The organism is Citrobacter sp. CK191 (genome assembly GCF_030333435.1).
Lineage (GTDB): Bacteria > Pseudomonadota > Gammaproteobacteria > Enterobacterales > Enterobacteriaceae > Citrobacter_B > Citrobacter_B koseri.
Map to the genome: position 1 here is coordinate 811494 of NZ_JAOWFX010000031.1, position 25836 is coordinate 837329.

Below are 25836 nucleotides of genomic sequence, written 5' to 3' on the forward strand. Positions count from 1 at the left end.
CACCGTGAAAAACCACATCTTTTTTGTCGACAAAGCCTACTCACTAAGGGGCATGATAATTTTTAGCCGCGAATAATGACGGCTTTTCCTTTGATTTATATCAACTTACCCCCGGCTGTAAACCCTAATGTGGCAGACATCGAATCGAGTAACAGAGGTGTCTATGAGTCACTCATCTGCCCCCGAAAGGGCATCTGGAGCTGTAATCACAGAATGGCGGCCGGAAGATCCCGCTTTCTGGGAACAGCGTGGTCATCGTGTTGCCAGCCGCAACCTGTGGATTTCCGTCCCCTGTTTGCTGCTGGCGTTTTGTGTATGGATGTTATTCAGCGCCGTCGCGGTGAATTTACCGAAGGTCGGTTTTAACTTCACCACCGATCAGCTGTTCATGCTGACCGCCTTGCCGTCTGTTTCTGGCGCATTACTGCGTGTGCCGTACTCCTTTATGGTTCCTCTGTTTGGCGGCCGCCGCTGGACGGCGTTCAGCACCGGGATTCTGGTCATTCCTTGCGTATGGTTAGGTTTTGCCGTGCAGGACACCTCCACGCCGTTTAGCACCTTTATTCTGATTTCTCTGCTGTGCGGTTTTGCCGGCGCGAACTTTGCTTCCAGCATGGCTAACATCAGCTTCTTCTTTCCAAAACAGAAACAGGGCGGTGCGCTGGGTCTGAACGGCGGTTTAGGCAACATGGGCGTGAGCGTTATGCAGCTGGTCGCGCCGCTGGTGGTCTCGTTGTCTGTCTTTGCCGTATTTGGCAGTCACGGTGTGGAACAGCCGGACGGTTCGCAGCTGTATCTGGCGAACGCCGCCTGGATTTGGGTGCCGTTCCTGGCCATTTTCACCCTGGCCGCCTGGTTCGGTATGAATGAGCTGGCGACCTCGAAGGCTTCGCTGAAAGATCAGTTGCCGGTACTTAAACGTGGGCACCTGTGGATGATGAGCCTGCTGTATCTGGCGACGTTCGGTTCATTCATCGGCTTCTCCGCCGGGTTTGCGATGCTGTCCAAAACGCAGTTCCCGGAAGTACAGATCCTGCATTATGCCTTCTTCGGCCCGTTAATCGGCGCGCTGGCCCGTTCTGCGGGCGGGGCAATTTCCGACCGTCTGGGCGGAACGCGGGTGACGCTGGTTAATTTTGTACTGATGGCGATTTTCAGCGCCTTACTGTTCCTGACCTTGCCTTCTAACGGCCAGGGCGGCAGCTTTATCGCCTTCTTCGTTGTCTTCCTGGCGCTGTTCCTGACTGCCGGGTTGGGTAGTGGGTCTACTTTCCAGATGATCTCCGTTATTTTCCGCAAGCTGACGATGGACAGGGTTAAAGCGGAAGGGGGCTCTGAAGAGAAAGCGCTGCGTGAAGCCGCGACTGATACCGCAGCCGCATTGGGCTTTATCTCTGCGATTGGCGCAATCGGCGGTTTCTTTATTCCGAAAGCATTCGGGACATCTCTGGCATTAACCGGTTCACCGGTCGATGCGATGAAAGTGTTCCTGATTTTCTATATCGCCTGCGTAGTCATCACCTGGGCGGTATACGGACGTCATTCTAAAAAATAAAAAAGTAATTGTTTGATTATCCATTGCGCGGCGTTAGACCGCGCTTTTTTTGGCCTGTTTTTAGTTACAACATACTTATTTATAAATAAACAGCGCTGGTTTGTCAGAACAGCGTTCATTTATGCCTTGCAGGGGGCATACCCCTTAATACCCACTTATAAAGAATTTAACATTTACATAATGTATTAATTTAAAAATATTCATATTAATCAGTATGTTGAGTGAATAAAAATCATCCTCCTTAAGGGGTATGTCAAAAAACACCCCCGATTTTCATCCCCGTCTGCCTTGATCGTTATCAATTCTGACGCCCTTTCAGAGCGTTACCTTCACAGCCAATCCAGCAATGTCGATTTATCAGAGAGCCGTCAGGCTCCAAACAGGAGAAACCCGATGAGTAAATTCCTGGACCGGTTTCGCTACTTCAAACAGAAGGGCGAAACCTTTGCCGATGGGCACGGCCAGCTTCTCGAAACAAACCGGGACTGGGAGGATGGATACCGCCAACGTTGGCAGCATGACAAAGTCGTGCGTTCAACCCACGGGGTAAACTGTACCGGCTCTTGCAGCTGGAAAATTTATGTGAAAAACGGTCTGGTCACCTGGGAAACCCAGCAGACAGACTACCCGCGCACCCGCCCGGATATGCCGAACCATGAACCTCGCGGCTGCCCGCGCGGCGCGAGCTACTCCTGGTATCTCTACAGTGCAAACCGCCTGAAATATCCGCTGATGCGTAAGCGCCTGATGAAAATGTGGCGTGATGCGAAAAAACTGCACAGCGATCCGGTAGAAGCCTGGGCTTCCATCATCGAAGACGCCGATAAAGCAAAAAGCTTCAAACAAGCGCGTGGTCGTGGTGGCTTCGTTCGTTCTTCCTGGCAGGAAGTGAACGAACTGATTGCGGCATCCAACGTTTATACCATTAAAAATTACGGTCCCGATCGCGTGGCGGGCTTCTCGCCGATTCCGGCAATGTCGATGGTCTCTTACGCATCCGGCGCGCGTTACCTGTCTCTGATCGGCGGGACTTGCCTGAGCTTCTACGACTGGTACTGCGACCTGCCGCCTGCGTCTCCGCAGACCTGGGGCGAGCAGACGGACGTACCGGAATCCGCTGACTGGTACAACTCCAGCTACATCATCGCCTGGGGCTCTAACGTTCCGCAGACCCGTACCCCGGATGCCCACTTCTTTACTGAAGTGCGTTACAAAGGCACCAAAACAGTTGCCGTTACGCCTGACTACGCTGAAATCGCCAAGCTGAGCGACCTGTGGCTGGCGCCGAAGCAGGGGACTGACGCCGCGATGGCGCTGGCGATGGGCCACGTTATGCTGCGTGAATTCCACCTTGATAACCCGAGCCAGTATTTCACCGATTACGTCCGTCGCTATACCGACATGCCGATGCTGGTGATGCTTGAAGAACGCGATGGTTACTATGCCGCTGGCCGTATGCTGCGCGCCGCCGATCTTATTGACGCGCTGGGTCAGGAAAACAACCCGGAATGGAAAACCGTTGCCATCAACACCCGCGGCGATATGGTTGCGCCGAACGGTTCTATTGGCTTCCGTTGGGGTGAGAAAGGCAAATGGAACCTCGAACAGCGTGACGGTACGTCAGGCGAGGAAACCGAACTGCAACTCAGCCTGCTGGGTAGCCAGGACGATATCGCAGAAGTGGGCTTCCCGTACTTTGGCGGTGAAGGCACTGAACACTTCAACAAAGTCGAGTTGCAAAACGTTCTGCTGCACAAGCTGCCGGTGAAACGCCTGCAACTGGCAGACGGAACCACCGCGCTGGTGACTACCGTTTACGATCTGACGATGGCGAACTATGGCCTGGAACGCGGTCTGAACGACGAAAACTGCGCAACCAGCTACGACGACATTAAAGCCTATACTCCGGCGTGGGCAGAGCAGATAACCGGCGTACCGCGTGCGCAAATCACCCGTATCGCCCGTGAATTTGCGGATAACGCCGATAAGACGCATGGTCGTTCAATGATCATCGTCGGCGCCGGCCTGAACCACTGGTATCACCTCGATATGAACTATCGTGGGCTTATCAACATGCTGGTGTTCTGCGGCTGTATCGGTCAGAGCGGCGGCGGCTGGGCGCACTATGTCGGCCAGGAAAAACTGCGTCCGCAGACTGGCTGGCAGCCGCTGGCGTTTGCTCTTGACTGGCAGCGTCCGGCGCGTCACATGAACAGCACCTCCTATTTCTATAACCACTCCAGCCAGTGGCGCTACGAGACGGTTACCGCGCAGGAACTGCTGTCGCCAATGGCGGATAAATCCCGCTACAGCGGTCATCTGATCGACTTCAACGTGCGTGCTGAACGCATGGGCTGGCTGCCGTCTGCGCCGCAGCTGGGCACCAACCCGCTGTACATCGCGCGTGAGGCGGAAAAAGCCGGGATGACGGCGGTGGATTACACCGTGAAATCGCTGAAAGAAGGCTCAATTCGTTTTGCGGCGGAACAGCCGGAAAACGGGAAAAACCACCCGCGTAATCTGTTTATCTGGCGTTCGAACCTGCTGGGTTCATCCGGTAAAGGGCATGAGTACATGCTGAAGTACCTGCTGGGTACGGAAAACGGTATTCAGGGCAAAGATCTGGGTATGCAGGGCGGCGTGAAGCCGGAAGAAGTGGAATGGCAGGATAATGGTCTTGACGGCAAACTGGACCTGGTGGTGACGCTGGACTTCCGTCTGTCGAGCACCTGCCTGTACTCCGACATCGTGCTGCCGACTGCCACCTGGTATGAAAAAGACGACATGAATACCTCGGATATGCATCCGTTTATTCACCCGTTGTCTGCCGCCGTTGACCCGGCCTGGGAATCGAAAAGCGACTGGGAAATCTATAAAGGCATCGCGAAGAAATTCTCTGAAGTCTGCGTGGGACACCTTGGCAAAGAAACCGATGTGGTGACGCTGCCGATTCAGCACGACTCCGCTGCCGAACTGGCGCAGCCGCTGGACGTGAAAGACTGGAAAAAAGGCGAATGCGACCTGATCCCAGGTAAAACCGCGCCGCACATCATTCCGGTGGAACGCGACTACCCGGCGACGTATGAGCGCTTTACCTCTATCGGCCCGCTGATGGAGAAAATCGGCAACGGTGGCAAGGGTATCGCCTGGAACACTCAGAGCGAAATGGATTTGCTGCGCAAGCTCAATTACACCAAAGCTGAAGGCCCGGCAAAAGGCCAGCCGATGCTGAATACCGCGATTGATGCCGCCGAGATGATCCTCACGCTGGCGCCGGAAACTAACGGCCACGTAGCGGTGAAAGCCTGGGCGGCGCTGAGTGAGTTCACCGGTCGCGACCATACGCATCTGGCGACCAATAAAGAAGAAGAGAAAATCCGCTTCCGCGATATTCAGGCGCAGCCGCGTAAGATTATCTCCAGCCCGACCTGGTCTGGCCTGGAAGATGAACACGTCTCTTACAACGCCGGTTATACCAACGTCCACGAGCTGATTCCGTGGCGTACGCTGTCTGGCCGCCAGTCCCTGTATCAGGATCATCAGTGGATGCGTGACTTTGGCGAAAGCCTGCTGGTTTACCGTCCGCCAATCGACACGCGTTCAGTGAAAGCGGTGATGGGTGAGAAATCTAACGGCAACCCGGAAAAAGCGCTCAACTTCCTGACGCCGCACCAGAAGTGGGGTATCCACTCTACCTACAGCGACAACCTGCTGATGCTGACGCTGTCGCGCGGTGGGCCGATTGTCTGGATGAGCGAAACCGATGCCAAAGATCTGGGTATTGAAGATAACGACTGGATCGAGGTCTTTAACAGCAACGGTGCGCTGACGGCACGCGCGGTGGTAAGCCAGCGTGTTCCGGCCGGGATGACCATGATGTACCACGCGCAGGAACGTATCGTTAACCTGCCGGGTTCAGAAATTACCCAGCAGCGCGGCGGTATTCACAACTCTGTAACCCGTATCACGCCGAAGCCGACCCACATGATCGGCGGCTATGCGCAGCTGGCCTACGGCTTTAACTACTACGGTACGGTCGGTTCAAACCGCGATGAGTTTGTTGTGGTGCGTAAGATGAAGAACATTAACTGGTTGGATGGCGAAGGCAATGACCAGGTACAGGAGAGCGTAAAATGAAAATTCGTTCACAAGTCGGCATGGTGCTGAATCTCGATAAATGCATCGGCTGCCACACCTGTTCAGTGACCTGTAAAAACGTCTGGACTAGCCGTGAAGGTATGGAATACGCCTGGTTCAATAACGTGGAAAGTAAGCCTGGCGTCGGTTTCCCGAACGACTGGGAAAATCAGGAAAAATGGAAAGGCGGCTGGGTCCGTAAAATTAACGGCAAACTGCAACCTCGCATGGGCAACCGCGCGATGCTGCTGGGTAAAATCTTCGCTAACCCGCATCTGCCGGGCATTGATGATTACTACGAGCCGTTTGATTACGACTACCAGAACCTGCATACCGCGCCGGAAAGCAAGCATCAGCCGATTGCGCGCCCGCGCTCGCTGATCACCGGTCAGCGGATGAACAAAATCACCAGCGGTCCGAACTGGGAAGAAATTCTGGGCGGCGAATTTGAAAAACGCGCCAAAGACCAGAACTTCGAAAACATGCAGAAGGCGATGTACGGCCAGTTCGAAAACACCTTCATGATGTATCTGCCGCGTCTGTGCGAGCACTGCCTCAACCCGGCGTGCGTGGCAACCTGCCCGAGCGGCGCCATCTACAAGCGTGAAGAGGACGGCATCGTCCTGATTGATCAGGACAAATGTCGCGGCTGGCGTATGTGCATCACCGGTTGCCCGTACAAGAAGATCTACTTCAACTGGAAGAGCGGGAAGTCCGAGAAGTGTATTTTCTGCTATCCGCGTATTGAAGCGGGTCAACCGACCGTATGTTCCGAAACCTGCGTGGGTCGTATCCGTTACCTTGGCGTGCTGCTGTATGACGCCGATGCGATTGAAAGCGCAGCCAGCACGGAGAACGAGAAAGATCTGTATCAGCGCCAACTGGATGTGTTCCTCGATCCGAACGATCCGGCGGTCATTGAACAAGCGCTGAAAGACGGCGTTCCGCAGAGCGTTATCGATGCGGCGCAGCAGTCCCCGGTTTACAAAATGGCGATGGACTGGAAGCTGGCGCTGCCGCTGCACCCGGAATACCGTACGCTGCCGATGGTCTGGTACGTGCCGCCGCTGTCACCGATTCAGTCTGCGGCGGACGCCGGCGAACTGGGCAGCAATGGCATCCTGCCGGACGTGGAAAGCCTGCGTATCCCGGTTCAGTACCTGGCGAACCTGCTGACCGCAGGCGATACCCAGCCGGTACTGCTGGCGCTGAAACGTATGCTGGCGATGCGTCACTACAAACGTGCGGAAACCGTTGACGGTAAACTGGATACCCGCGCGCTGGAAGAGGTGGGTCTGAGCGAAGCGCAGGCGCAGGAAATGTACCGTTACCTGGCAATTGCGAACTATGAAGACCGTTTCGTTATCCCTAGCAGCCATCGTGAGCTGGCGCGTGAGGCGTTCCCGGAGAAAAGCGGTTGCGGCTTTACGTTCGGCGATGGTTGCCACGGTTCAGATACCAAATTCAACCTGTTCAACAGCCGCCGCATTGATGCCATCGATGTGAGCAGCAAAACGGAGCCGCACCAATGATTGAACTCGTCATTGTTTCGCGTCTGCTCGAGTACCCGGATGCTGCCTTATGGCAGCATCAACAGGAACTTTTCGATGCACTCGCGTCATCTGAAAACCTGGATAAAGAAGATGCCCAGAGTCTGGCGGTTTTCCTGCGCGATCTCACTGCGCAGGAGATGCTGGATGTACAGGCAAGCTACAGCGAACTGTTTGATCGCGGTCGCGCCACGTCGCTGTTGCTGTTTGAGCATGTTCATGGCGAATCCCGCGATCGCGGCCAGGCAATGGTCGATTTGATGGCGCAGTACGAACAGCACGGCCTGCAACTCGACAGTCGTGAGTTGCCTGACCATTTGCCGCTGTATCTGGAGTATCTGGCGCAGTTGCCGAAAAACGACGCGCTTGGCGGCTTGCAGGACATCGCGCCGATTCTGGCGTTGCTGGGCGCACGTCTGCAACAGCGGGAAAGTCGCTATGCGGTGCTGTTCGATCTGCTGCTGAAGCTGGCTAATACCGTTATCGACAGCGACAAAGTGGCAGAGAAAATTGCGGATGAAGTCCGTGACGATACCCCGCAAGCACTGGATGCCGTCTGGGAAGAAGAACAGGTGAAATTCTTTGCTGAGCAGGGTTGCGGCGAGTCGGAGATTTCCGCTCACCAGCGTCGTTTTGCCGGGGCTGTCGCTCCGCAATATTTGAATATCACCACCGGAGGACAGCAATAATGCACTTCCTGAATATGTTCTTCTTTGATATCTATCCGTACATTGCCGGGTCAGTGTTCCTGATTGGCAGCTGGCTGCGCTATGACTACGGTCAGTACACCTGGCGTGCGGCTTCCAGCCAGATGCTGGATCGCAAAGGGATGAACCTGGCTTCGAACCTGTTCCACTTCGGTATTCTGGGGATCTTCGCGGGTCACTTCCTGGGGATGCTGACGCCGCACTGGATGTACGAAGCGTTCCTGCCGATTGAAGTGAAGCAGAAAATGGCGATGATTGCCGGCGGCGCCTGTGGCGTGATGACGCTGGTTGGTGGCGTACTGCTGCTCAAACGCCGTCTGTTCAGCCCACGCGTGCGTGCAACGACCACGGGAGCGGATATTTTGATCCTTTCTCTGCTGGTGATTCAGTGCGCGCTGGGACTGCTGACTATTCCGTTCTCTGCGCAACATATGGACGGTAGCGAAATGATGAAACTGGTGGGGTGGGCGCAATCTGTGGTGACGTTCCACGGCGGCGCGTCTGAGCATTTAGAGGGCGTAGCGTTCATTTTCCGCCTGCACCTGGTGCTGGGGATGACGTTGTTCCTGCTGTTCCCGTTCTCGCGCCTGGTTCACATCTGGAGCGCGCCGGTCGAGTACCTGACGCGTAAATACCAGGTCGTGCGCGCCCGTCGCTGATACGGCTTTGTGTGCGGCTAAACCCTGCTTCGGCAGGGTTTTTTTATGCCTGTCTGCCGGATGGCGGCTGCGCCTTATCCGGCCTACGATCGGACATCATCATGTGGTTATGTGATCATGTAGGCCCGGTAAACGGAGTGCCACCGGGCAGAATATGGGGCAAGGTTATTAAAAGTAGTTTGTGTGCTTTCAGGAAGTAATGGTGGTGGGGGAAGGATTCGAACCTTCGAAGTCGATGACGGCAGATTTACAGTCTGCTCCCTTTGGCCACTCGGGAACCCCACCAGGGGTAATTCAAATTGTAGAGGTCTTGCGAAGAGATGGTGGTGGGGGAAGGATTCGAACCTTCGAAGTCGATGACGGCAGATTTACAGTCTGCTCCCTTTGGCCGCTCGGGAACCCCACCACGGGGTAATGCTTTGTACTGGCCTGCTTCCTGTTGGGAAGCGGGGCGCATCATATCAAATGACACGCCGCTGTAAAGCATTCCTTTGCTTAAAATGAACTGTTTGCGTACTTTTCATCCGTAACGGAGTAAAGCTAATCAATTCATATCGTTGACGATTACAGAATGATGGTGCGATTCCCGTAAACAAACACACGCTGGGCCAGCACCTTATACAATGCGCGGCTTAACACATTCTTTTCAACATCACGCCCTGCTCGCATCATATCCTCAGCCGTATAGGTGTGATCGACATGAATTACGTCCTGCATAATGATCGGGCCTTCGTCCAGATTATCGTTCACGTAGTGCGCGGTAGCGCCGATAATTTTCACGCCACGCTCATAAGCCTGATGGTAAGGACGTGCGCCAATAAAAGCCGGCAGGAACGAATGGTGAATATTGATAATCTTATTCGGGAAGCGGGAAACGAATTCCGGCGTCAGGACGCGCATATACTTAGCCAGCACGACATAATCAGGCTGGTGCGCATCAATGGCGTCCGCCATCTGTTTATCGTGCTCGTCGCGCGTTAACCCTTCGTGGCTGACCAGTTCGAAAGGAATATCAAAACGTTCAACCAGAGGTCGCAGGGTTTCGTGGTTGCCGATTACGGCGGCAATCTCAACGTCGAGCCCGCCATAGTTGGCTTTCATTAACAGATCGCCCAGACAATGCGCTTCTTTGGTGACCAGAATGACGATGCGGCGACGCCCGGCAGGATTCAACTCGCGCACCGAACCTTCCGGTAATGCGCTGTCGAGATCGGCAAGCAGCGTGACATCATTAAAAATGCCTTCCAGCTCTGTGCGCATAAAGAAGCGCCCGGTCCGGTGGTCAACAAATTCGTTGTTTTGCACGATATTGAGTTCGTGCTTGTAGCAGATATTTGTAATACGCGCGATGAGGCCCTTCTGATCGGGGCAGATAGTACGCAGAACTTTTCGTTGTAGTGAATGCATTACCGGGTAAATCCTGTTTAATGTGTTTGCTGTATCAGCACTGTCAGGCGTTTTAGCCGCAGCACTTTTTAAATTTTTTGCCGGACCCGCAGGGGCAGGGATCGTTTCGACCAAACTGGGGGCGCGTACCGTCAATATAGTACCACTGACCGTTTTCTTTTAAGAAACGCGAACGTTCAATAATCGCGCCGGGTATTCCCTGTTCGATAAAACGGGCCACAAAACTGACATACCCTGTGTTTTCCGCGTCTGACCCGCTCTCTTCAAAAATGGTCAACCCAAGCCACTCAGTATGGGCGAACCCCGCGACAATATCGTCCCGAAAGGCGGTTGCACCACAGGCGGGGTGCCAGGTTCTAATCAGGTAATTTGCGTCTTTCATCACAAAAGCGCAGTAGCGAGAACGCATGAGATGTGACGGATCGGGTGCAACTCGCTCACCGGACACAATAGGGCCGCAACATAGGCTATACTCGACAGCGCTACCGCAGGGACAAAGCTGAGACACAATCATCTCCCTGGATAAAAAAAACGGCGTACAAACGCCAGGGTAGCGCTATGTTAACCGAGTGGTGACGATGTTGCTACGTCTGGAAGCCAGGGGAAGTTTTTACGTACGATGAGAAAAATTAAAATAGGGCTGGCGCTAGGTTCCGGCGCCGCAAGAGGATGGTCGCATATTGGTGTCATCAAAGCCCTGAAACACATGGGCATTGATATCGATATCGTGGCGGGATGTTCAATTGGTTCGCTGGTTGGCGCCGCATACGCCTGCAATAAACTGCCCGCGCTTGAACAGTGGGTGTGCTCATTCAGTTACTGGGATGTCCTGCGCCTGATGGATCTCTCCTGGCGCAGAGGAGGGTTGCTGCGCGGCGAGCGCGTCTTCAATCAGTACCGGAACGTTATGCCGGTACTGGATTTTGAACAATGCACCCGACGTTTTGGTACGGTGGCGACCAACCTGAGTACAGGGCGAGAATTGTGGTTTACCGAAGGCGACCTGCACCTTGCGGTTCGCGCGTCTTGCAGTATGCCTGGCCTGATGTCTCCGGTGGCGCATAACGGCTACTGGCTGGTGGATGGCGCCGTCGTTAACCCTGTTCCTGTCTCTCTGACGCGTGCGATGGGCGCCGATATTGTTATTGCGGTCGATCTTCAGCACGATGCGCACCTCATGCAGCAAGATCTTCTGTCTTTGAATGTCAGCAATGATAACGACGAGAGTGATGATTCGCTCTCCTGGCATGCGCGTTTGAAAGAGCGCCTCAGCAGCATGACTTCACGCCGTGCGGTCACCGCGCCAACGGCGATGGAGATTATGACAACGTCCATTCAGGTGCTGGAAAACCGCCTTAAACGCAACCGAATGGCAGGCGACCCGCCGGATATTCTGATTCAACCGTTCTGTCCGCAAATATCCACGTTGGACTTCCACCGTGCCAGTGCCGCTATTGCTGCGGGACAACTGGCGGTAGAGAAAAAGATGGACGAACTTTTGCCTTTGGTGCGTACCGACGTTTAACGCACCTTTTATACACACTTAAGCAAATTCTGACAGGCGCGAGCGGCAATAGCATGCCACTATTTACTAAAGCCAGTCAGGGGAGAAAACATGACGCAGCCATTGGTCGGAAAACAGATTCTTATTGTGGAGGACGAGCCTGTATTTCGCTCGCTTCTGGATTCGTGGTTTTCCTCTTTGGGAGCGACAACGGCACTGGCGGGCGATGGTCTTGACGCCCTGGAGTTACTGGGAAGTTTTACGCCTGATCTGATGATCTGCGATCTTGCGATGCCAAGGATGAACGGTCTCAAACTGGTAGAGCATTTACGTAATCGGGGCGATCAGACCCCCATTCTGGTTATCTCGGCGACAGAAAATATGGCAGATATCGCCAAAGCGCTGCGACTGGGCGTTGAGGACGTCCTGCTAAAGCCAGTGAAAGATCTCAATCGTCTGCGGGAAACCGTCTTCGCCTGCCTCTATCCCAATATGTTTAATTCTCGGGTTGAAGAAGAAGAACGCCTGTTTCGGGACTGGGATGCGATGGTTGATAACCCGGTGGCGGCAGCAAAGCTGTTGCAGGAGTTGCAACCTCCGGTTCAGCAGGTTATCTCGCATTGCCGAATCAATTACCGCCAACTTGTTGCGGCAGACAAACCCGGTCTGGTGCTGGATATTGCGCCGCTGTCTGATAACGATCTCGCTTTTTATTGCCTCGACGTGACGCGGGCAGGGGATAATGGCGTACTGGCCGCGTTATTACTGCGGGCGCTATTTAATGGCTTATTGCAGGAACAGCTCGCTCATCAGAATCAGCGTTTGCCGGAACTGGGGGCGTTATTGAAACAGGTCAATCATCTGCTTCGGCAAGCGAATTTGCCGGGACAGTTTCCGCTATTAGTGGGTTATTACCACAGCGGTCTTAAAAATTTGATACTGGTTTCAGCAGGCCTGAATGCGACGTTAAATACAGGTTCTCACCAGGTACAGATCAGTAATGGCGTTCCGCTGGGCACATTGGGCAATACCTACCTGAACCAATTAAGCCAACGCTGCGAGTCATGGCAGTGCCAAATTTGGGGCGCGGGCGGGCGTTTGCGTCTTATGTTGTCTGCGGAATGAGCAAATGAAAAGGCAAAGTGAAATTGATTTACCCGCCTTTCTCTGTGGGTGCTACTATCAGCGCCAGATTATACGTATTTGTCTTAATTATACTAACACGCGTCCTTTTCGGAACTGAGGCTTGTACCAGTGCTGATATACTCGGATGCGATACAGATTGATGAACACGTTCAATACATGAACAGTCCAGGAGATTTTTAAATGGCTGCCCTAAATTCGAAAGTCAAAAAAGCCGTTATCCCGGTCGCGGGATTAGGAACCAGGATGTTACCGGCGACGAAAGCGATCCCGAAAGAGATGCTGCCGCTGGTTGATAAGCCATTAATTCAGTATGTCGTGAATGAATGTATTGCTGCGGGCATCACTGAAATTGTGCTGGTGACGCACTCTTCCAAAAACTCGATCGAAAACCATTTCGATACCAGCTTCGAGCTGGAAGCTATGCTGGAAAAACGTGTTAAGCGTCAGCTGCTGGAAGAGGTGCAATCTATTTGCCCTCCGCACGTAACGATTATGCAGGTGCGTCAGGGGCTGGCGAAAGGCCTGGGTCATGCCGTATTGTGCGCGCATCCTGTTGTTGGTAATGAGCCCGTCGCGGTGATTCTGCCGGACGTTATTCTGGATGAATACGAATCCGATCTGTCTCAGGATAACCTTGCTGAAATGATTCGTCGTTTTGACGAAACCGGCTGTAGCCAGATTATGGTTGAGCCTGTTGAAGATGTTACCGCGTACGGCGTTGTTGATTGCAAAGGCGCGGCGCTGGCACCGGGCGAAAGCGTGCCGATGGTTGGCGTTGTAGAGAAGCCGAAAGCGGATGTCGCGCCGTCTAATCTCGCGGTAGTTGGCCGTTATGTCCTGAGCGCGGACATCTGGCCTCTGCTGGCGAAAACCCCTCCGGGAGCGGGCGACGAAATTCAGCTGACCGACGCGATTGATATGCTGATCGAAAAAGAAACGGTCGAAGCCTACCATATGAAGGGCAAAAGCCACGACTGCGGTAATAAATTAGGTTACATGCAGGCGTTCGTTGAATATGGCATCCGTCATAATTCTCTGGGCGCTGAATTTAAAGCATGGCTTGAAGACGAGCTGGGTATTAAGAAGTAAGCGGTATAATCTGAAAGGCGCGGCGCTGTTTAACAGCGCCGTTTTTTTTGCCCTGAACAGACGAGGTATGGGGGAAGGGCAAAAAAAATCCCGCCACTGGCGGGATTTTAAGCAAACATATTCCGAATTATCCCTTGATCAGGAAATCGTCCAGTTGTTTACCTTGTTCTTCCATCGCTTTTTTGATCACTGCCGGTGTACGACCTTGGCCAGTCCAGGTTTTCGTTTCACCGTTTTCATCAACGTAGCTATATTTAGCCGGACGAGCAGCGCGTTTAGCTTTAGTGCCAGATTTAACGGCAGCCATGCTATTCAGCAGTTCGTTCGGATCAATACCGTCGGCAATCAGCATTTCACGATATTGTTGCAGTTTACGGGTACGCTCTTCAACTTCAGCTGCGGCGGCGCTTTCTTCTTCGCGACGCTCGTTAACAACAACTTCTAATTTTTCCAGCATTTCTTCAAGCGTTTCCAGGGTACATTCTCTTGCCTGTGCACGAAGAGTACGGATGTTGTTCAGAATTTTAAGTGCTTCGCTCATTGTAGTAATCTCAAACTTATATTGGGGGTGGTTTGTTGAGCTAATAATAGAGCGATAAATTCAGATGTGCAATAGCCTGGAATGTAAGGAATTCAAAATTGCTCTTTATTAAGTACAGATATTAATTATCCCATCTTAAATTTTTCTTGAAGAACCGCACAAAAAAGAGCTTATTGGCAACGAGGTTACTCCTGGCATAACGTTAAAATTCCAGGATTTTAGTCACATTTTATCAGGGTGGAATAGGCTGTCATTGCAGTAATTTCAACCTTTTGTATTAGTTTCCCTTACGGGAAAGTCCTAATACGTTGCCACATTTATGAGGAAGCGTAACAATAAGTATGAGCGCCCGGTTATGCGATGAGATGATAAGCAGCATTGATGAATATCTTAGGCACAATTTGTGAAGGAATGTGTATAACCGAACGATGTTTGCTCAATTCTTTATACTGGAGGCGTGACGAGGCGCCCCCGACATGCCGGTAAATTATGATACAATCCCGCCCAATCTTTATTTCAGCCAGGTGAGGGCCTGCTGCTAATGGCACAGCTATATTTCTACTATTCGGCAATGAATGCGGGTAAGTCGACTGCATTGCTGCAATCTTCATACAATTATCAGGAACGCGGGATGCGTACCGTTGTATATACAGCGGAAATTGATGACCGCTTCGGCGCCGGTAAAGTCAGTTCGCGTATCGGTCTCTCCTCGCCAGCAAAATTGTTTAACCAAAATTCATCGTTGTTTGAAGAGATTCGCGCCGAGAATGCGCAACAGACAATACATTGCGTTCTGGTTGATGAGTGTCAGTTTTTGACTCGCCAGCAGGTGTACGAATTATCTGAGGTTGTTGACCAACTGGATATTCCGGTGTTGTGTTACGGGTTGCGTACTGATTTTCGTGGCGAGTTATTTGGCGGCAGCCAATACTTACTCGCGTGGTCAGATAAACTCGTCGAATTAAAGACAATCTGTTTTTGTGGCCGTAAGGCAAGCATGGTATTGCGTCTTGATCAGGCTGGCAGACCTTATAATGAAGGGGAGCAGGTTGTGATTGGTGGGAACGAGCGTTATGTCTCCGTATGCCGCAAGCATTACAAAGAAGCCCTTGCGTCAGGCTCCCTTACGTCGATTCAGGAGAAACACCGCCACGCGTGATTGCGTGCGTTCTGTAGGCCTGATAAGGCGCTTGCGCCGCCATCCGGCGATCCCTACAACGTTACGCAGAACCTGTAGGCCTGATAAGGCGCTTGTGCCGCCATCAGGCAAAAAAAAGCCCCCGAAGACGAGGGCTTTTTCAGAATGTCGCCTGGGCTAACGAATTAAGCAGATTTCTTCGCTTTCTTGTCAGCTTTCGGTGCGGCAGCTTCTTTCTTCGCAGCAACTTCACCTTCAGTGAATTCACGGCCGTAGTAGGTATCCAGCAGAATCTGTTTCAGCTCGGAGATCAGCGGGTAACGCGGGTTAGCGCCGGTGCACTGGTCATCGAATGCATCTTCAGACAGCTTGTCTACATGAGCCAGGAAGTCAGCTTCCTGCACGCCAGCTTCACGGATAGACTTAGGAATACCCAGCTCAGCTTTCACGCTTTCCAGCCATGCCAGCAGTTTCTCGATCTTAGCGGCAGTACGGTCGCCCGGTGCGCTCAGACCCAGATGGTCGGCGATTTCTGCATAGCGACGGCGAGCCTGCGGACGGTCATACTGGCTGAACGCAGTCTGCTTGGTCGGGTTGTCGTTCGCGTTGTAACGGATAACGTTACAAATCAGCAGGGCGTTTGCCAGACCGTGCGGAATGTGGAACTGAGAACCCAGTTTATGCGCCATAGAGTGGCACACACCCAGGAAGGCGTTCGCAAACGCGATACCGGCGATAGTCGCTGCACTGTGAACGCGTTCACGCGCTACCGGGTTTTTAGACCCTTCGTGGTAGGACGCTGGCAGGTTTTCTTTCAGCAGTTTCAGTGCCTGCAAAGCCTGACCGTCAGAGAACTCAGATGCCAGTACGGAAACGTAGGCTTCCAGAGCGTGAGTGACCGCATCCAGACCACCGAACGCACACAGAGACTTCGGCATGTCCATAACCAGGTTCGCATCGACAATCGCCATATCCGGCGTCAGCGCATAGTCTGCCAGCGGATATTTCTGACCGGTCGCATCGTCGGTAACAACAGCAAACGGCGTTACTTCAGAACCGGTACCGGAAGTGGTAGTGATTGCGACCATTTTCGCTTTCACGCCCATTTTCGGGAACTTGTAGATACGTTTACGGATGTCCATAAAGCGCAGCGCCAGTTCTTCGAAGTGGGTTTCAGGATGTTCGTACATGACCCACATGATTTTCGCCGCATCCATCGGGGAGCCGCCGCCCAGCGCGATGATCACGTCTGGTTTGAAGGAGTTCGCCAGCTCTGCGCCTTTACGAACGATAGTCAGCGTCGGGTCAGCTTCAACTTCAAAGAAGACTTCAGTTTCAACGCCAGCCGCTTTCAGCACGGAGGTGATCTGGTCAGCATAGCCATTGTTGAACAGGAAACGGTCGGTCACGATGAGCGCACGTTTGTGGCCATCAGTAATCACTTCATCCAGCGCGATTGGCAGAGAGCCACGGCGGAAGTAGATAGATTTCGGAAGTTTGTGCCACAACATGTTTTCAGCTCGCTTAGCAACGGTTTTCTTGTTGATCAGGTGTTTCGGACCAACGTTTTCAGAGATGGAGTTACCACCCCAGGAACCACAACCCAGAGTCAGGGAAGGTGCGAGTTTGAAGTTATACAGGTCGCCGATACCACCCTGAGAAGCTGGGGTGTTAATCAGGATACGCGCGGTTTTCATCATCTGACCGAAGTAAGCAACGCGTTCTGGCTGGTTGTCCTGGTCGGTGTACAGGCAGGAGGTATGACCGATACCGCCCATTGCAACCAGTTTTTCTGCTTTATCAACAGCGTCTTCGAAGTCTTTAGCGCGATACATTGCCAGCGTCGGAGACAGTTTTTCGTGAGCGAACGGTTCGCTATCATCAACAGCCGTTACTTCGCCGATCAGAATCTTAGTGGTTTCTGGTACGGTGAAGCCAGCCAGTTCAGCAATTTTATATGCCGGTTGACCAACGATAGCCGCGTTCAGCGCGCCATTTTTCAGGATAACGTCCTGAACGGCTTTCAGCTCTTTGCCTTGCAGCAGGTAGCCGCCGTGGCTGGCGAAACGTTCGCGAACTGCGTCATAAACGGAGTCAACAACAACAACGGACTGTTCAGATGCACAGATTACGCCGTTATCGAAGGTTTTGGACATCAGTACGGAAGCCACAGCACGTTTGATATCTGCTGTTTCGTCGATAACAACCGGCGTGTTACCTGCACCAACGCCGATAGCCGGTTTACCAGAGCTGTATGCAGCTTTAACCATGCCCGGACCGCCTGTCGCCAGGATCAGGTTGATATCAGGGTGGTGCATCAGCGCGTTAGACAGTTCAACGGAAGGTTGATCGATCCAGCCAATCAGGTCTTTCGGCGCGCCCGCAGCGATAGCCGCCTGCAAAACGATGTCAGCCGCTTTGTTCGTTGCATCTTTGGCGCGCGGATGTGGAGAGAAGATGATTGCGTTACGCGTCTTCAGGCTAATCAGAGACTTAAAGATCGCAGTAGACGTCGGGTTAGTGGTCGGTACGATACCGCAGATGATACCAATCGGTTCAGCAATGGTGATAGTCCCGAAGGTGTCGTCTTCAGACAGCACACCACAGGTTTTTTCATCTTTATAGGCGTTATAGATGTATTCGGAGGCGAAGTGGTTTTTAATCACTTTATCTTCGATGATACCCATGCCGGATTCGGCAACGGCCATCTTAGCGAGGGGAATTCGAGCATCTGCGGCAGCCAGAGCGGCGGCGCGGAAGATTTTGTCAACCTGTTCTTGAGTGAAACTGGCATATTCACGCTGGGCTTTTTTCACACGCTCTACGAGTGCGTTAAGTTCAGCGACATTAGTAACAGCCATAATGCTCTCCTGATAATGTTAAACTTTTTTAGTAAATCATCTGCTCGATACGAGAGTATAGACAGATTGACGAAAGTTTGTATAACAGTCTGAAAATCAAACGGTTACTTAACGTCCATTTCGCTCTGATTTACTAAAAGAGCTTAAGCGATAGCGTTATCTAACTCTAACGCGTTACCTCCAGGTGGCGTAAGCAAGGTTACTCACTTCTGAGTAGTAATTGCGTGATCCAGATCAAATTTAAGCAAAGCTGACACCTTTCAGCAGCCCATTTGAGCCATTTCCGCCAAGTGTTAATAAATAGTGGTGATGAATAGAGGTGAAGTTAGCATAATCTACACATATTTATAACACCGAGAAATAGTCGTAATTTCAAGCAGTCAGGAGGTGAAATATGCTGACAAAAGGCGTATCTTCAGCGCGTTTTTCACCATTTTTATCGACATCATTTATCCGGCTAACGTTTCGGAGCTAACCGTGACCCAAACGCTTTTTGATTTTCCTGTTTATTCCAAGTTTTTCATAGGGTTATTTGCGCTGGTAAACCCGGTGGGGATTATCCCCGTCTTTATCAGCATGACCAGCTACCAGACGGCAGCGGCGCGCAACAAAACAAATCTCACGGCAAACCTGTCGGTAGCCATCATTTTGTGGATTTCGCTCTTTCTCGGAGATGGCATTTTGCAACTCTTCGGCATTTCGATCGATTCGTTCAGAATTGCCGGTGGGATTCTGGTGGTGACGATCGCGATGTCGATGATCAGCGGGAAGCTGGGTGAAGATAAGCAAAACAAACAGGAAAAATCAGAGACCGCCATTCGCGAAAGTATTGGCGTGGTTCCGCTGGCCTTACCATTAATGGCAGGGCCGGGGGCCATTAGTTCGACGATTGTGTGGGGAACGCGTTACCACACCATTATGCATTTAATCGGCTTCTCTGTGGCCATCGCTCTGTTTGCGTTTTGTTGTTGGGGAGTGTTCCGCATGGCGCCCTGGCTGGTGCGGTTATTGGGACAAACGGGCATCAACGTCATTACGCGTATTATGGGCTTGTTGCTGATGGCATTGGGCATTGAATTCATTGTTACGGGGATTAAAGCGATTTTCCCCGGTTTACTGAGTTAACGATCCTGACCGATAAAACGGAGCCGCTTCAGGCTCCGTTTCTTTTTCATTATCAGTAAATCTTCTCACTAAAGTTGAAATTCAGCGTTGAAATAATAAAAGATGCTGATAATGTTTATGCCTCTTTGTTATTGATTCTATTATAAATTATTCTAATAACACTCACACCTGCCGTTATGTCGCCTGTTATTTTCTTAACATCATACTCTGGGGCTTGATGAAGGATTATCGAAATGTTATTAGTTATTTCAACGCTCTCTCAGATGAATGTGCTAAATAATAACCAATTGTTAAATTTATGTGCATTTTTGCCTGACGGCAGCAACAGAACGAGGTCAGACTGTGGGTGAGTAGTTAACGTATTGACCGGGCAAATAATTTTTCTTAAACGTCTCTTTTGGAGATGTCTTTCTGGTCAAAAATTTTTCCGTAAAAGAGAATTAGTTAACAAATCTGTAAAATGTATTGGCGGTTAAGAAACGCATTTGGTACTTTCCGGCCAGATATTTTGCAGAAGATTTTGCGGTGATGAGAATTATTTTCAATAAGCTTCTTGCACCAGACAGAATAAATGTCCGTCTCTGACAGGGGAGGCGGATACGGAATCGACGTAAGGCGATCGTACGAATCGTCAGAATAAATAAAGTCGGTGATAGCAAAGCAGTAAACGACCTGGCAGCAGCAAAATCTCCAGTGCTGTACAGGACCCTAACGGGATTAAACAGGCTGGTTAAGAAAACCAGTAATTATAATGAGTGGAGTACAAACACAATGTCCAACATCACAAAAAAAAGTTTGCTGGCGGCGGGGATTTTAACTGCGCTAATCGGCGGGAATGTCGCAATGGCCGCAGATGTCCCGGCGGGTGTTCAGCTGTCTGACAAGCAGACGCTGGTTCGCAATAATGGTTCTGAAGTTCAGTCTCTCGATCCACATAAAATTGAGGGTGTCCCGGAGTCAAACGTCAGCCGCGACCTGTTTGAAGGTTTACTGATCAGCGACGTTGAAGGCCACCCGTCACCGGGCGTCGCTGAAAAGTGGGAAAATAAAGATTTTAAAGTCTGGACATTCCATCTGCGTAAAAACGCAAAATGGTCAGACGGCACGCCTGTTACCGCGCACGATTTTGTATATAGCTGGCAGCGCCTGGCGAATCCGAATACCGCATCACCGTATGCCAGCTATTTGCAATACGGGCACATCGCGAATATCGATGACATTATTGCGGGCAAAAAACCGGCGACCGATCTCGGCGTAAAAGCCATCGACGATAATACGTTCGAAGTGACGCTGAGCGAACCGGTGCCTTATTTCTACAAACTGTTGGTTCACCCGTCCGTTTCTCCGGTTCCTAAAGCGGCTGTGGAAAAATTTGGCGAGAAATGGACCCAACCTGCGAATATCGTGACCAACGGCGCGTATAAACTCAAAAACTGGGTCGTCAACGAGCGGATTGTTCTGGAACGTAATACCCAGTACTGGGATAACGATAAAACGGTTATCAACCAGGTGACTTATCTGCCAATCTCTTCTGAAGTGACGGATGTAAACCGCTATCGCAGCGGTGAAATTGACATGACCTATAACAACATGCCGATTGAGTTATTCCAGAAGCTGAAAAAAGAGATCCCAAATGAAGTGCGCGTTGACCCGTATCTGTGCACTTACTATTACGAAATTAATAACCAGAAAGCGCCGTTTAACGACGTACGCGTTCGCACCGCGCTGAAACTGGCGATGGATCGCGACATTATCGTTAATAAAGTGAAGAACCAGGGCGATTTGCCAGCCTACAGCTACACCCCTCCGTATACCGATGGCGCGAAACTGGTTGAGCCTGAGTGGTTCACATGGTCACAGGAAAAACGTAACGAAGAGGCGAAGAAACTGCTGGCGGAAGCCGGTTATACCGCCGATAAGCCGTTAACGTTTGATCTGCTGTACAACACCTCCGATCTGCATAAAAAACTGGCGATCGCGGTCGCATCAATCTGGAAGAAAAACCTGGGCGCCAACGTGAAGCTGGAAAACCAGGAGTGGAAAACCTTCCTTGATACCCGTCATCAGGGGACGTTTGATGTCGCGCGTGCGGGCTGGTGTGCAGACTACAATGAACCGACGTCCTTCCTGAACACCATGCTGTCCGACAGCTCAAACAACACCGCTCACTATAAGAGCCCGGAGTTTGACAAGCTGATTGCCGACACGCTGAAAGTGACCGACGAAGCACAACGCACCGAGTTGTATGCCAAAGCGGAACAGCAGCTTGATAAAGATTCTGCGATTGTGCCGCTCTATTACTATGTGAACGCGCGTCTGGTGAAACCGTGGGTAGGCGGCTATACCGGTAAAGACCCGATGGATAATATCTACGTTAAGAACTTGTATATTATCAAGCATTAATGGCAAAGCGTGGGGCAAATGTGTTTTGCCCCACAGTGTCTTATTTTCATCGCACTATAAACATCTCTCTTTCAGTGCGTCTGAATGACGAGATGTAAAGGCACACGCCAGAAGGTACGGGCAATGTTAAAATTTATTTTACGTCGCTGTCTGGAAGCGATTCCGACGCTTTTTATACTTATTACGATTTCGTTCTTTATGATGCGTCTCGCACCGGGAAGCCCTTTCACCGGAGAGCGCGCATTACCGCCGGAAGTGCTGGCGAATATCGAAGCGAAATACCATCTTAATGATCCCATCATGACGCAGTACTTCAGCTATCTGAAACAACTGGCGCATGGCGATTTTGGGCCTTCGTTTAAATATAAGGACTATACGGTCAACGATCTGGTGGCATCGAGTTTCCCGGTTTCGGCGAAGCTGGGTGCAGCCGCCTTTTTCCTTGCCGTTATTATTGGCGTGAGCGCGGGCGTGATTGCGGCGCTGAAACAAAATACGCGCTGGGATTATACGGTGATGGGGGTGGCAATGACCGGGGTCGTGATTCCCAGTTTCGTGGTCGCCCCCTTATTAGTCATGATATTTGCCATCACCTTAAAATGGCTGCCCGGCGGCGGCTGGAATGGCGGGGCGCTGAAATTTATGATTCTGCCGATGGTCGCGCTGTCGCTCGCCTATATCGCCAGTATCGCCCGTATTACCCGTGGCTCCATGATTGAAGTGTTGCACTCCAACTTTATCCGTACCGCGCGCGCAAAAGGTTTGCCGATGCGCCGGATTATCTTCCGTCATGCCTTAAAACCGGCGTTGTTACCCGTACTGTCTTATATGGGCCCGGCCTTTGTCGGTATCATTACGGGTTCAATGGTTATCGAGACGATTTATGGTTTGCCGGGGATCGGGCAACTTTTCGTGAACGGGGCGCTGAACCGCGACTATTCGCTGGTGCTGAGTCTGACCATTCTCGTCGGTACGCTCACCATTCTGTTTAATGCGATTGTCGATGTGCTGTACGCCGTTATCGACCCGAAAATTCGTTACTGATACTGGAGCTCGCTATGATGTTAAGTAAGAAAAACAGCGAGACGCTGGAGAATTTCAGTGAGAAGCTGGAGGTTGAAGGGCGCAGCCTGTGGCAGGATGCTCGCCGTCGTTTTATGCATAACCGCGCGGCGGTGGCCAGCCTTGTCGTTCTGGTCATTATCGCGCTGTTTGTCACACTGGCGCCGATGCTGTCACAGTTCACCTATTTCGATACGGACTGGGGCATGATGTCCAGCGCGCCGGATATGGAGTCGGGCCACTATTTTGGTACGGACTCCTCCGGTCGCGATCTGCTGGTTCGTGTGGCGATAGGCGGGCGAATCTCGCTGATGGTCGGCATTGCTGCCGCGCTGGTGGCGGTGGTTGTCGGTACGCTGTACGGGTCGCTGTCCGGCTATCTGGGCGGCAAAATTGACTCCGTAATGATGCGTCTGCTGGAAATCCTCAACTCCTTTCCGTTTATGTTCTTCGTCATTTTGCTGGTGACCTTCTTCGGCCAAAACATCCTGCTGATTTTTGTGGCGATCGGGATGGTCTCCTGGCTGGATATGGCGCGTATCGTTCGCGGGCAGACGTTAAGCCTGAAGCGCAAAGAGTTTATCGAAGCGGCGCAGGTTGGCGGGGTCTCAACGGTCAGCATTGTTGTGCGTCATATTGTGCCGAACGTGCTGGGCGTGGTGGTGGTTTATGCATCGCTGCTGGTGCCGAGCATGATCCTGTTTGAATCCTTCCTCAGCTTTCTGGGTTTAGGTACGCAGGAGCCGCTGAGCAGTTGGGGCGCATTGTTGAGCGATGGCGCGAACTCCATGGAGGTCTCACCCTGGTTGCTGTTGTTCCCGGCGGGTTTTCTCGTTGTGACCTTATTCTGTTTTAACTTTATCGGCGATGGCCTGCGTGATGCCCTCGACCCGAAAGATCGTTAAGGAGTGCAGCCATGAGCGTAATTGAAACCTCAACCGCGCCACTCGCGCAACAACGGGCTAACGCACTGCTGGACGTGAAAGATCTTCGCGTGACGTTTAGTACACCCGACGGCGATGTGACGGCCGTAAACGACCTGAACTTTACGCTGCGTGCCGGGGAGACCTTAGGCATTGTCGGTGAGTCAGGTTCAGGCAAATCGCAAACGGCGTTTGCGTTGATGGGGCTGCTGGCGGCGAATGGCCGCATTGGTGGTTCTGCGACGTTTAACGGCCGCGAAATTCTCAACCTGCCAGAGCGTGAACTCAACAGGCTACGCGCTGAACAAATCTCAATGATTTTTCAGGACCCAATGACCTCTCTTAACCCGTACATGCGGGTTGGCGAGCAGTTAATGGAAGTGCTGATGCTGCATAAAGGCATGAGCAAGGCCGAAGCGTTTGAAGAGTCTGTCAGAATGCTGGACGCGGTGAAAATGCCGGAAGCGCGGAAACGGATGAAGATGTATCCGCATGAGTTTTCCGGCGGGATGCGCCAGCGTGTGATGATTGCGATGGCGCTGCTGTGTCGGCCGAAATTACTGATTGCGGATGAACCGACAACCGCGCTGGACGTGACCGTTCAGGCGCAGATCATGACGTTGCTTAATGAACTGAAACGCGAATTTAACACGGCGATTATCATGATTACGCACGACCTTGGCGTCGTGGCCGGTATTTGCGATAAGGTGCTGGTGATGTACGCCGGGCGTACGATGGAATACGGCAAGGCGCGCGACGTCTTTTACCAGCCTGTTCATCCGTATTCCATCGGTTTGCTCAATGCGGTTCCGCGTCTGGATGCCGAAGGGGAAACGATGCTGACCATTCCGGGCAACCCGCCGAACTTGCTGCGCTTGCCTAAAGGGTGTCCATTCCAGCCGCGTTGCCCGTATGCGATGGAGATTTGCAGTTCAACTCCACCCCTGGAGGAGTTCAGTCCGGGGCGTTTGCGCGCCTGCTTTAAACCGGTGGAGGAGCTGGTATGAATGCTGTGACCCAGGAGAGAAAAGTGCTCCTCGAAATTGCCGATCTCAAAGTGCATTTCGATATCAAAGATGGCAAACAGTGGTTCTGGCAGCCGGCGAAAACCCTGAAAGCGGTCGATGGCGTTACGCTGCGATTGTATGAAGGTGAAACGCTGGGGGTGGTTGGGGAATCCGGCTGCGGTAAATCGACCTTTGCGCGGGCGATTATTGGTCTGGTGAAAGCAACCGATGGCCGCGTGGCGTGGTTAGGGAAAGATCTGCTGGGGATGAAACCTGATGAATGGCGGGACGTACGCAGCGATATTCAGATGATTTTCCAGGACCCGCTGGCGTCATTGAACCCACGCATGACCATTGGAGAAATCATCGCTGAACCATTACGCACCTATCATCCAAAATTGCCGCGCCAGGAAGTGCGCGATCGGGTGAAAGCGATGATGATGAAGGTGGGGCTGCTGCCGAATCTGATTAACCGTTACCCGCATGAGTTTTCCGGCGGCCAGTGCCAGCGTATTGGTATCGCGCGTGCTCTGATCCTGGAGCCAAAGCTGATTATTTGCGATGAGCCGGTTTCGGCGCTGGACGTGTCGATTCAGGCGCAGGTGGTGAATCTGCTGCAACAGCTACAGCGTGAAATGGGGTTATCGCTGATCTTCATCGCTCACGATCTGGCGGTGGTGAAGCATATTTCCGATCGTGTGCTGGTGATGTACCTGGGTCATGCGGTGGAATTGGGAACCTACGATGAGGTGTATCACAATCCGCTGCACCCTTATACCAAAGCGCTGATGTCCGCCGTGCCGATTCCCGACCCGGATCTGGAAAAGAACAAGACGATTCAGTTGCTGGAAGGGGAATTACCGTCACCCATCAATCCGCCGTCGGGGTGTGTTTTCCGCACGCGTTGCCCGATTGCCGGGCCGGAGTGCGCGAAAACCCGACCGGTGCTGGAGGGCAGTTTCAGGCATGCGGTTTCCTGCCTGAAGGTGGACCCGCTATAAATTTAAGGGCTGACATGATGT

19 protein-coding genes and 2 tRNA genes are annotated in these 25836 nt (G+C 52.1%); 15 read left to right on the forward strand and 6 right to left on the reverse strand.

Going from position 1 to position 25836, the window contains the following annotated elements; all coding sequences use genetic code 11:
- The first annotated feature begins 163 nt into the window (after positions 1-163).
- The 5 genes from OGV82_RS15495 (at position 164) to narI (ending at position 8608) form a co-directional block, all read left to right on the forward strand.
- The gene (locus OGV82_RS15495; RefSeq protein ID WP_024130296.1) at positions 164-1555 is read left to right on the forward strand and encodes a NarK family nitrate/nitrite MFS transporter; all 1392 of its coding nucleotides are present in this window, start codon (positions 164-166) and stop codon (positions 1553-1555) included.
- 393 nt (positions 1556-1948) lie between these two features.
- The gene (locus OGV82_RS15500; RefSeq protein ID WP_200028208.1) at positions 1949-5692 is read left to right on the forward strand and encodes a nitrate reductase subunit alpha; all 3744 of its coding nucleotides are present in this window, start codon (positions 1949-1951) and stop codon (positions 5690-5692) included.
- The gene (gene narH / locus OGV82_RS15505) at positions 5689-7224 is read left to right on the forward strand and encodes a nitrate reductase subunit beta (protein WP_012132185.1); all 1536 of its coding nucleotides are present in this window, start codon (positions 5689-5691) and stop codon (positions 7222-7224) included. Before OGV82_RS15500 ends, narH begins: the two co-directional genes overlap by 4 nt.
- Positions 7221-7931 (forward strand): nitrate reductase molybdenum cofactor assembly chaperone, encoded by a 711-nt coding sequence (narJ, locus tag OGV82_RS15510; protein ID WP_012132186.1) that lies wholly within the window; start codon positions 7221-7223, stop codon positions 7929-7931. The genes narH and narJ overlap by 4 nt, the downstream gene beginning before the upstream one ends.
- A complete protein-coding gene (narI, locus tag OGV82_RS15515; protein WP_012132187.1) occupies positions 7931-8608 on the forward strand; it encodes a respiratory nitrate reductase subunit gamma in 678 nt (225 codons plus the stop codon). The genes narJ and narI overlap by 1 nt, the downstream gene beginning before the upstream one ends.
- 200 nt (positions 8609-8808) lie before the next feature.
- Here the strand turns inward: narI and OGV82_RS15520 are convergent.
- The 4 genes from OGV82_RS15520 to OGV82_RS15535 all read right to left on the reverse strand — a co-directional run bounded on the left by OGV82_RS15520 (position 8809) and on the right by OGV82_RS15535 (position 10523).
- A tRNA-Tyr gene (locus OGV82_RS15520) sits at positions 8809-8893 on the reverse strand.
- A gap of 36 nt (positions 8894-8929) precedes the next feature.
- Positions 8930-9014 (reverse strand) — tRNA-Tyr (locus tag OGV82_RS15525).
- 158 nt (positions 9015-9172) lie between these two features.
- Positions 9173-10015 carry a formyltetrahydrofolate deformylase gene (gene purU, locus OGV82_RS15530; RefSeq protein WP_012132190.1) on the reverse strand — a complete coding sequence of 281 codons (843 nt, stop codon included), beginning with the start codon at positions 10013-10015 and terminating at the stop codon, positions 9173-9175.
- Positions 10016-10067: 52 nt separating this feature from the next.
- A complete protein-coding gene (locus OGV82_RS15535) occupies positions 10068-10523 on the reverse strand; it encodes a YchJ family protein (protein ID WP_047464045.1) in 456 nt (151 codons plus the stop codon).
- Between the two features lie 111 nt (positions 10524-10634).
- On the opposite strand from OGV82_RS15535, the gene rssA reads away from it, so the two are divergent.
- From rssA to galU, 3 genes are all read left to right on the forward strand, one after another.
- Positions 10635-11540 (forward strand): patatin-like phospholipase RssA, encoded by a 906-nt coding sequence (rssA, locus tag OGV82_RS15540; RefSeq protein WP_012132192.1) that lies wholly within the window; start codon positions 10635-10637, stop codon positions 11538-11540.
- 90 nt (positions 11541-11630) lie between these two features.
- A complete protein-coding gene (gene rssB / locus OGV82_RS15545) occupies positions 11631-12644 on the forward strand; it encodes a two-component system response regulator RssB (protein ID WP_012132193.1) in 1014 nt (337 codons plus the stop codon).
- Between the two features lie 201 nt (positions 12645-12845).
- The gene (gene galU / locus OGV82_RS15550) at positions 12846-13754 is read left to right on the forward strand and encodes a UTP--glucose-1-phosphate uridylyltransferase GalU (protein WP_012132194.1); all 909 of its coding nucleotides are present in this window, start codon (positions 12846-12848) and stop codon (positions 13752-13754) included.
- Positions 13755-13881: 127 nt separating this feature from the next.
- On the opposite strand, the gene hns is transcribed toward galU, so the two are convergent.
- A complete protein-coding gene (hns, locus tag OGV82_RS15555) occupies positions 13882-14295 on the reverse strand; it encodes a histone-like nucleoid-structuring protein H-NS (protein ID WP_012132196.1) in 414 nt (137 codons plus the stop codon).
- Between the two features lie 541 nt (positions 14296-14836).
- Here hns and tdk point away from each other — a divergent pair.
- Positions 14837-15454 carry a thymidine kinase gene (tdk, locus tag OGV82_RS15560; RefSeq protein WP_047463439.1) on the forward strand — a complete coding sequence of 206 codons (618 nt, stop codon included), beginning with the start codon at positions 14837-14839 and terminating at the stop codon, positions 15452-15454.
- 164 nt (positions 15455-15618) lie between these two features.
- On the opposite strand, the gene adhE is transcribed toward tdk, so the two are convergent.
- Positions 15619-18294, reverse strand: a complete 2676-nt coding sequence (adhE, locus tag OGV82_RS15565; protein ID WP_047463440.1) for a bifunctional acetaldehyde-CoA/alcohol dehydrogenase — start codon at positions 18292-18294, stop codon at positions 15619-15621.
- 477 nt (positions 18295-18771) lie between these two features.
- Here adhE and OGV82_RS15570 point away from each other — a divergent pair, with 477 nt between their 5' ends.
- The 6 genes from OGV82_RS15570 (at position 18772) to oppF (ending at position 25815) form a co-directional block, all read left to right on the forward strand.
- Positions 18772-19419: a YchE family NAAT transporter gene (locus OGV82_RS15570; protein ID WP_047464047.1), complete on the forward strand. Its 648-nt coding sequence runs from the start codon at positions 18772-18774 to the stop codon at positions 19417-19419.
- A gap of 771 nt (positions 19420-20190) precedes the next feature.
- Positions 20191-21822: an oligopeptide ABC transporter substrate-binding protein OppA gene (oppA, locus tag OGV82_RS15575; RefSeq protein WP_012132200.1), complete on the forward strand. Its 1632-nt coding sequence runs from the start codon at positions 20191-20193 to the stop codon at positions 21820-21822.
- Positions 21823-21945: 123 nt separating this feature from the next.
- Positions 21946-22866 (forward strand): oligopeptide ABC transporter permease OppB, encoded by a 921-nt coding sequence (gene oppB, locus OGV82_RS15580; protein WP_012132201.1) that lies wholly within the window; start codon positions 21946-21948, stop codon positions 22864-22866.
- Between the two features lie 14 nt (positions 22867-22880).
- Positions 22881-23789 carry an oligopeptide ABC transporter permease OppC gene (gene oppC / locus OGV82_RS15585; protein ID WP_047463442.1) on the forward strand — a complete coding sequence of 303 codons (909 nt, stop codon included), beginning with the start codon at positions 22881-22883 and terminating at the stop codon, positions 23787-23789.
- An 11-nt stretch (positions 23790-23800) separates the two neighbouring features.
- Positions 23801-24814 carry a murein tripeptide/oligopeptide ABC transporter ATP-binding protein OppD gene (gene oppD, locus OGV82_RS15590; RefSeq protein WP_012132203.1) on the forward strand — a complete coding sequence of 338 codons (1014 nt, stop codon included), beginning with the start codon at positions 23801-23803 and terminating at the stop codon, positions 24812-24814.
- A complete protein-coding gene (oppF, locus tag OGV82_RS15595; protein ID WP_012132204.1) occupies positions 24811-25815 on the forward strand; it encodes a murein tripeptide/oligopeptide ABC transporter ATP-binding protein OppF in 1005 nt (334 codons plus the stop codon). Before oppD ends, oppF begins: the two co-directional genes overlap by 4 nt.
- Positions 25816-25836: the final 21 nt, after the last annotated feature.

Bases quoted from the DNA above. Each gene is read 5' to 3' on its own strand.
- OGV82_RS15495 (WP_024130296.1), top strand. From the start codon at position 164: ATGAGTCACTCATCTGCCCCCGAAAGGGCATCTGGAGCTGTAATCACA.
- OGV82_RS15500 (WP_200028208.1), top strand. From the start codon at position 1,949: ATGAGTAAATTCCTGGACCGGTTTCGCTACTTCAAACAGAAGGGCGAA.
- narH (WP_012132185.1), top strand. From the start codon at position 5,689: ATGAAAATTCGTTCACAAGTCGGCATGGTGCTGAATCTCGATAAATGC.
- narJ (WP_012132186.1), top strand. From the start codon at position 7,221: ATGATTGAACTCGTCATTGTTTCGCGTCTGCTCGAGTACCCGGATGCT.
- narI (WP_012132187.1), top strand. From the start codon at position 7,931: ATGCACTTCCTGAATATGTTCTTCTTTGATATCTATCCGTACATTGCC.
- purU (WP_012132190.1), bottom strand. From the start codon at position 10,015: ATGCATTCACTACAACGAAAAGTTCTGCGTACTATCTGCCCCGATCAG.
- rssA (WP_012132192.1), top strand. From the start codon at position 10,635: ATGAGAAAAATTAAAATAGGGCTGGCGCTAGGTTCCGGCGCCGCAAGA.
- rssB (WP_012132193.1), top strand. From the start codon at position 11,631: ATGACGCAGCCATTGGTCGGAAAACAGATTCTTATTGTGGAGGACGAG.
- galU (WP_012132194.1), top strand. From the start codon at position 12,846: ATGGCTGCCCTAAATTCGAAAGTCAAAAAAGCCGTTATCCCGGTCGCG.
- hns (WP_012132196.1), bottom strand. From the start codon at position 14,295: ATGAGCGAAGCACTTAAAATTCTGAACAACATCCGTACTCTTCGTGCA.
- tdk (WP_047463439.1), top strand. From the start codon at position 14,837: ATGGCACAGCTATATTTCTACTATTCGGCAATGAATGCGGGTAAGTCG.
- adhE (WP_047463440.1), bottom strand. From the start codon at position 18,294: ATGGCTGTTACTAATGTCGCTGAACTTAACGCACTCGTAGAGCGTGTG.
- oppA (WP_012132200.1), top strand. From the start codon at position 20,191: ATGTCCAACATCACAAAAAAAAGTTTGCTGGCGGCGGGGATTTTAACT.
- oppB (WP_012132201.1), top strand. From the start codon at position 21,946: ATGTTAAAATTTATTTTACGTCGCTGTCTGGAAGCGATTCCGACGCTT.
- oppC (WP_047463442.1), top strand. From the start codon at position 22,881: ATGATGTTAAGTAAGAAAAACAGCGAGACGCTGGAGAATTTCAGTGAG.
- oppD (WP_012132203.1), top strand. From the start codon at position 23,801: ATGAGCGTAATTGAAACCTCAACCGCGCCACTCGCGCAACAACGGGCT.
- oppF (WP_012132204.1), top strand. From the start codon at position 24,811: ATGAATGCTGTGACCCAGGAGAGAAAAGTGCTCCTCGAAATTGCCGAT.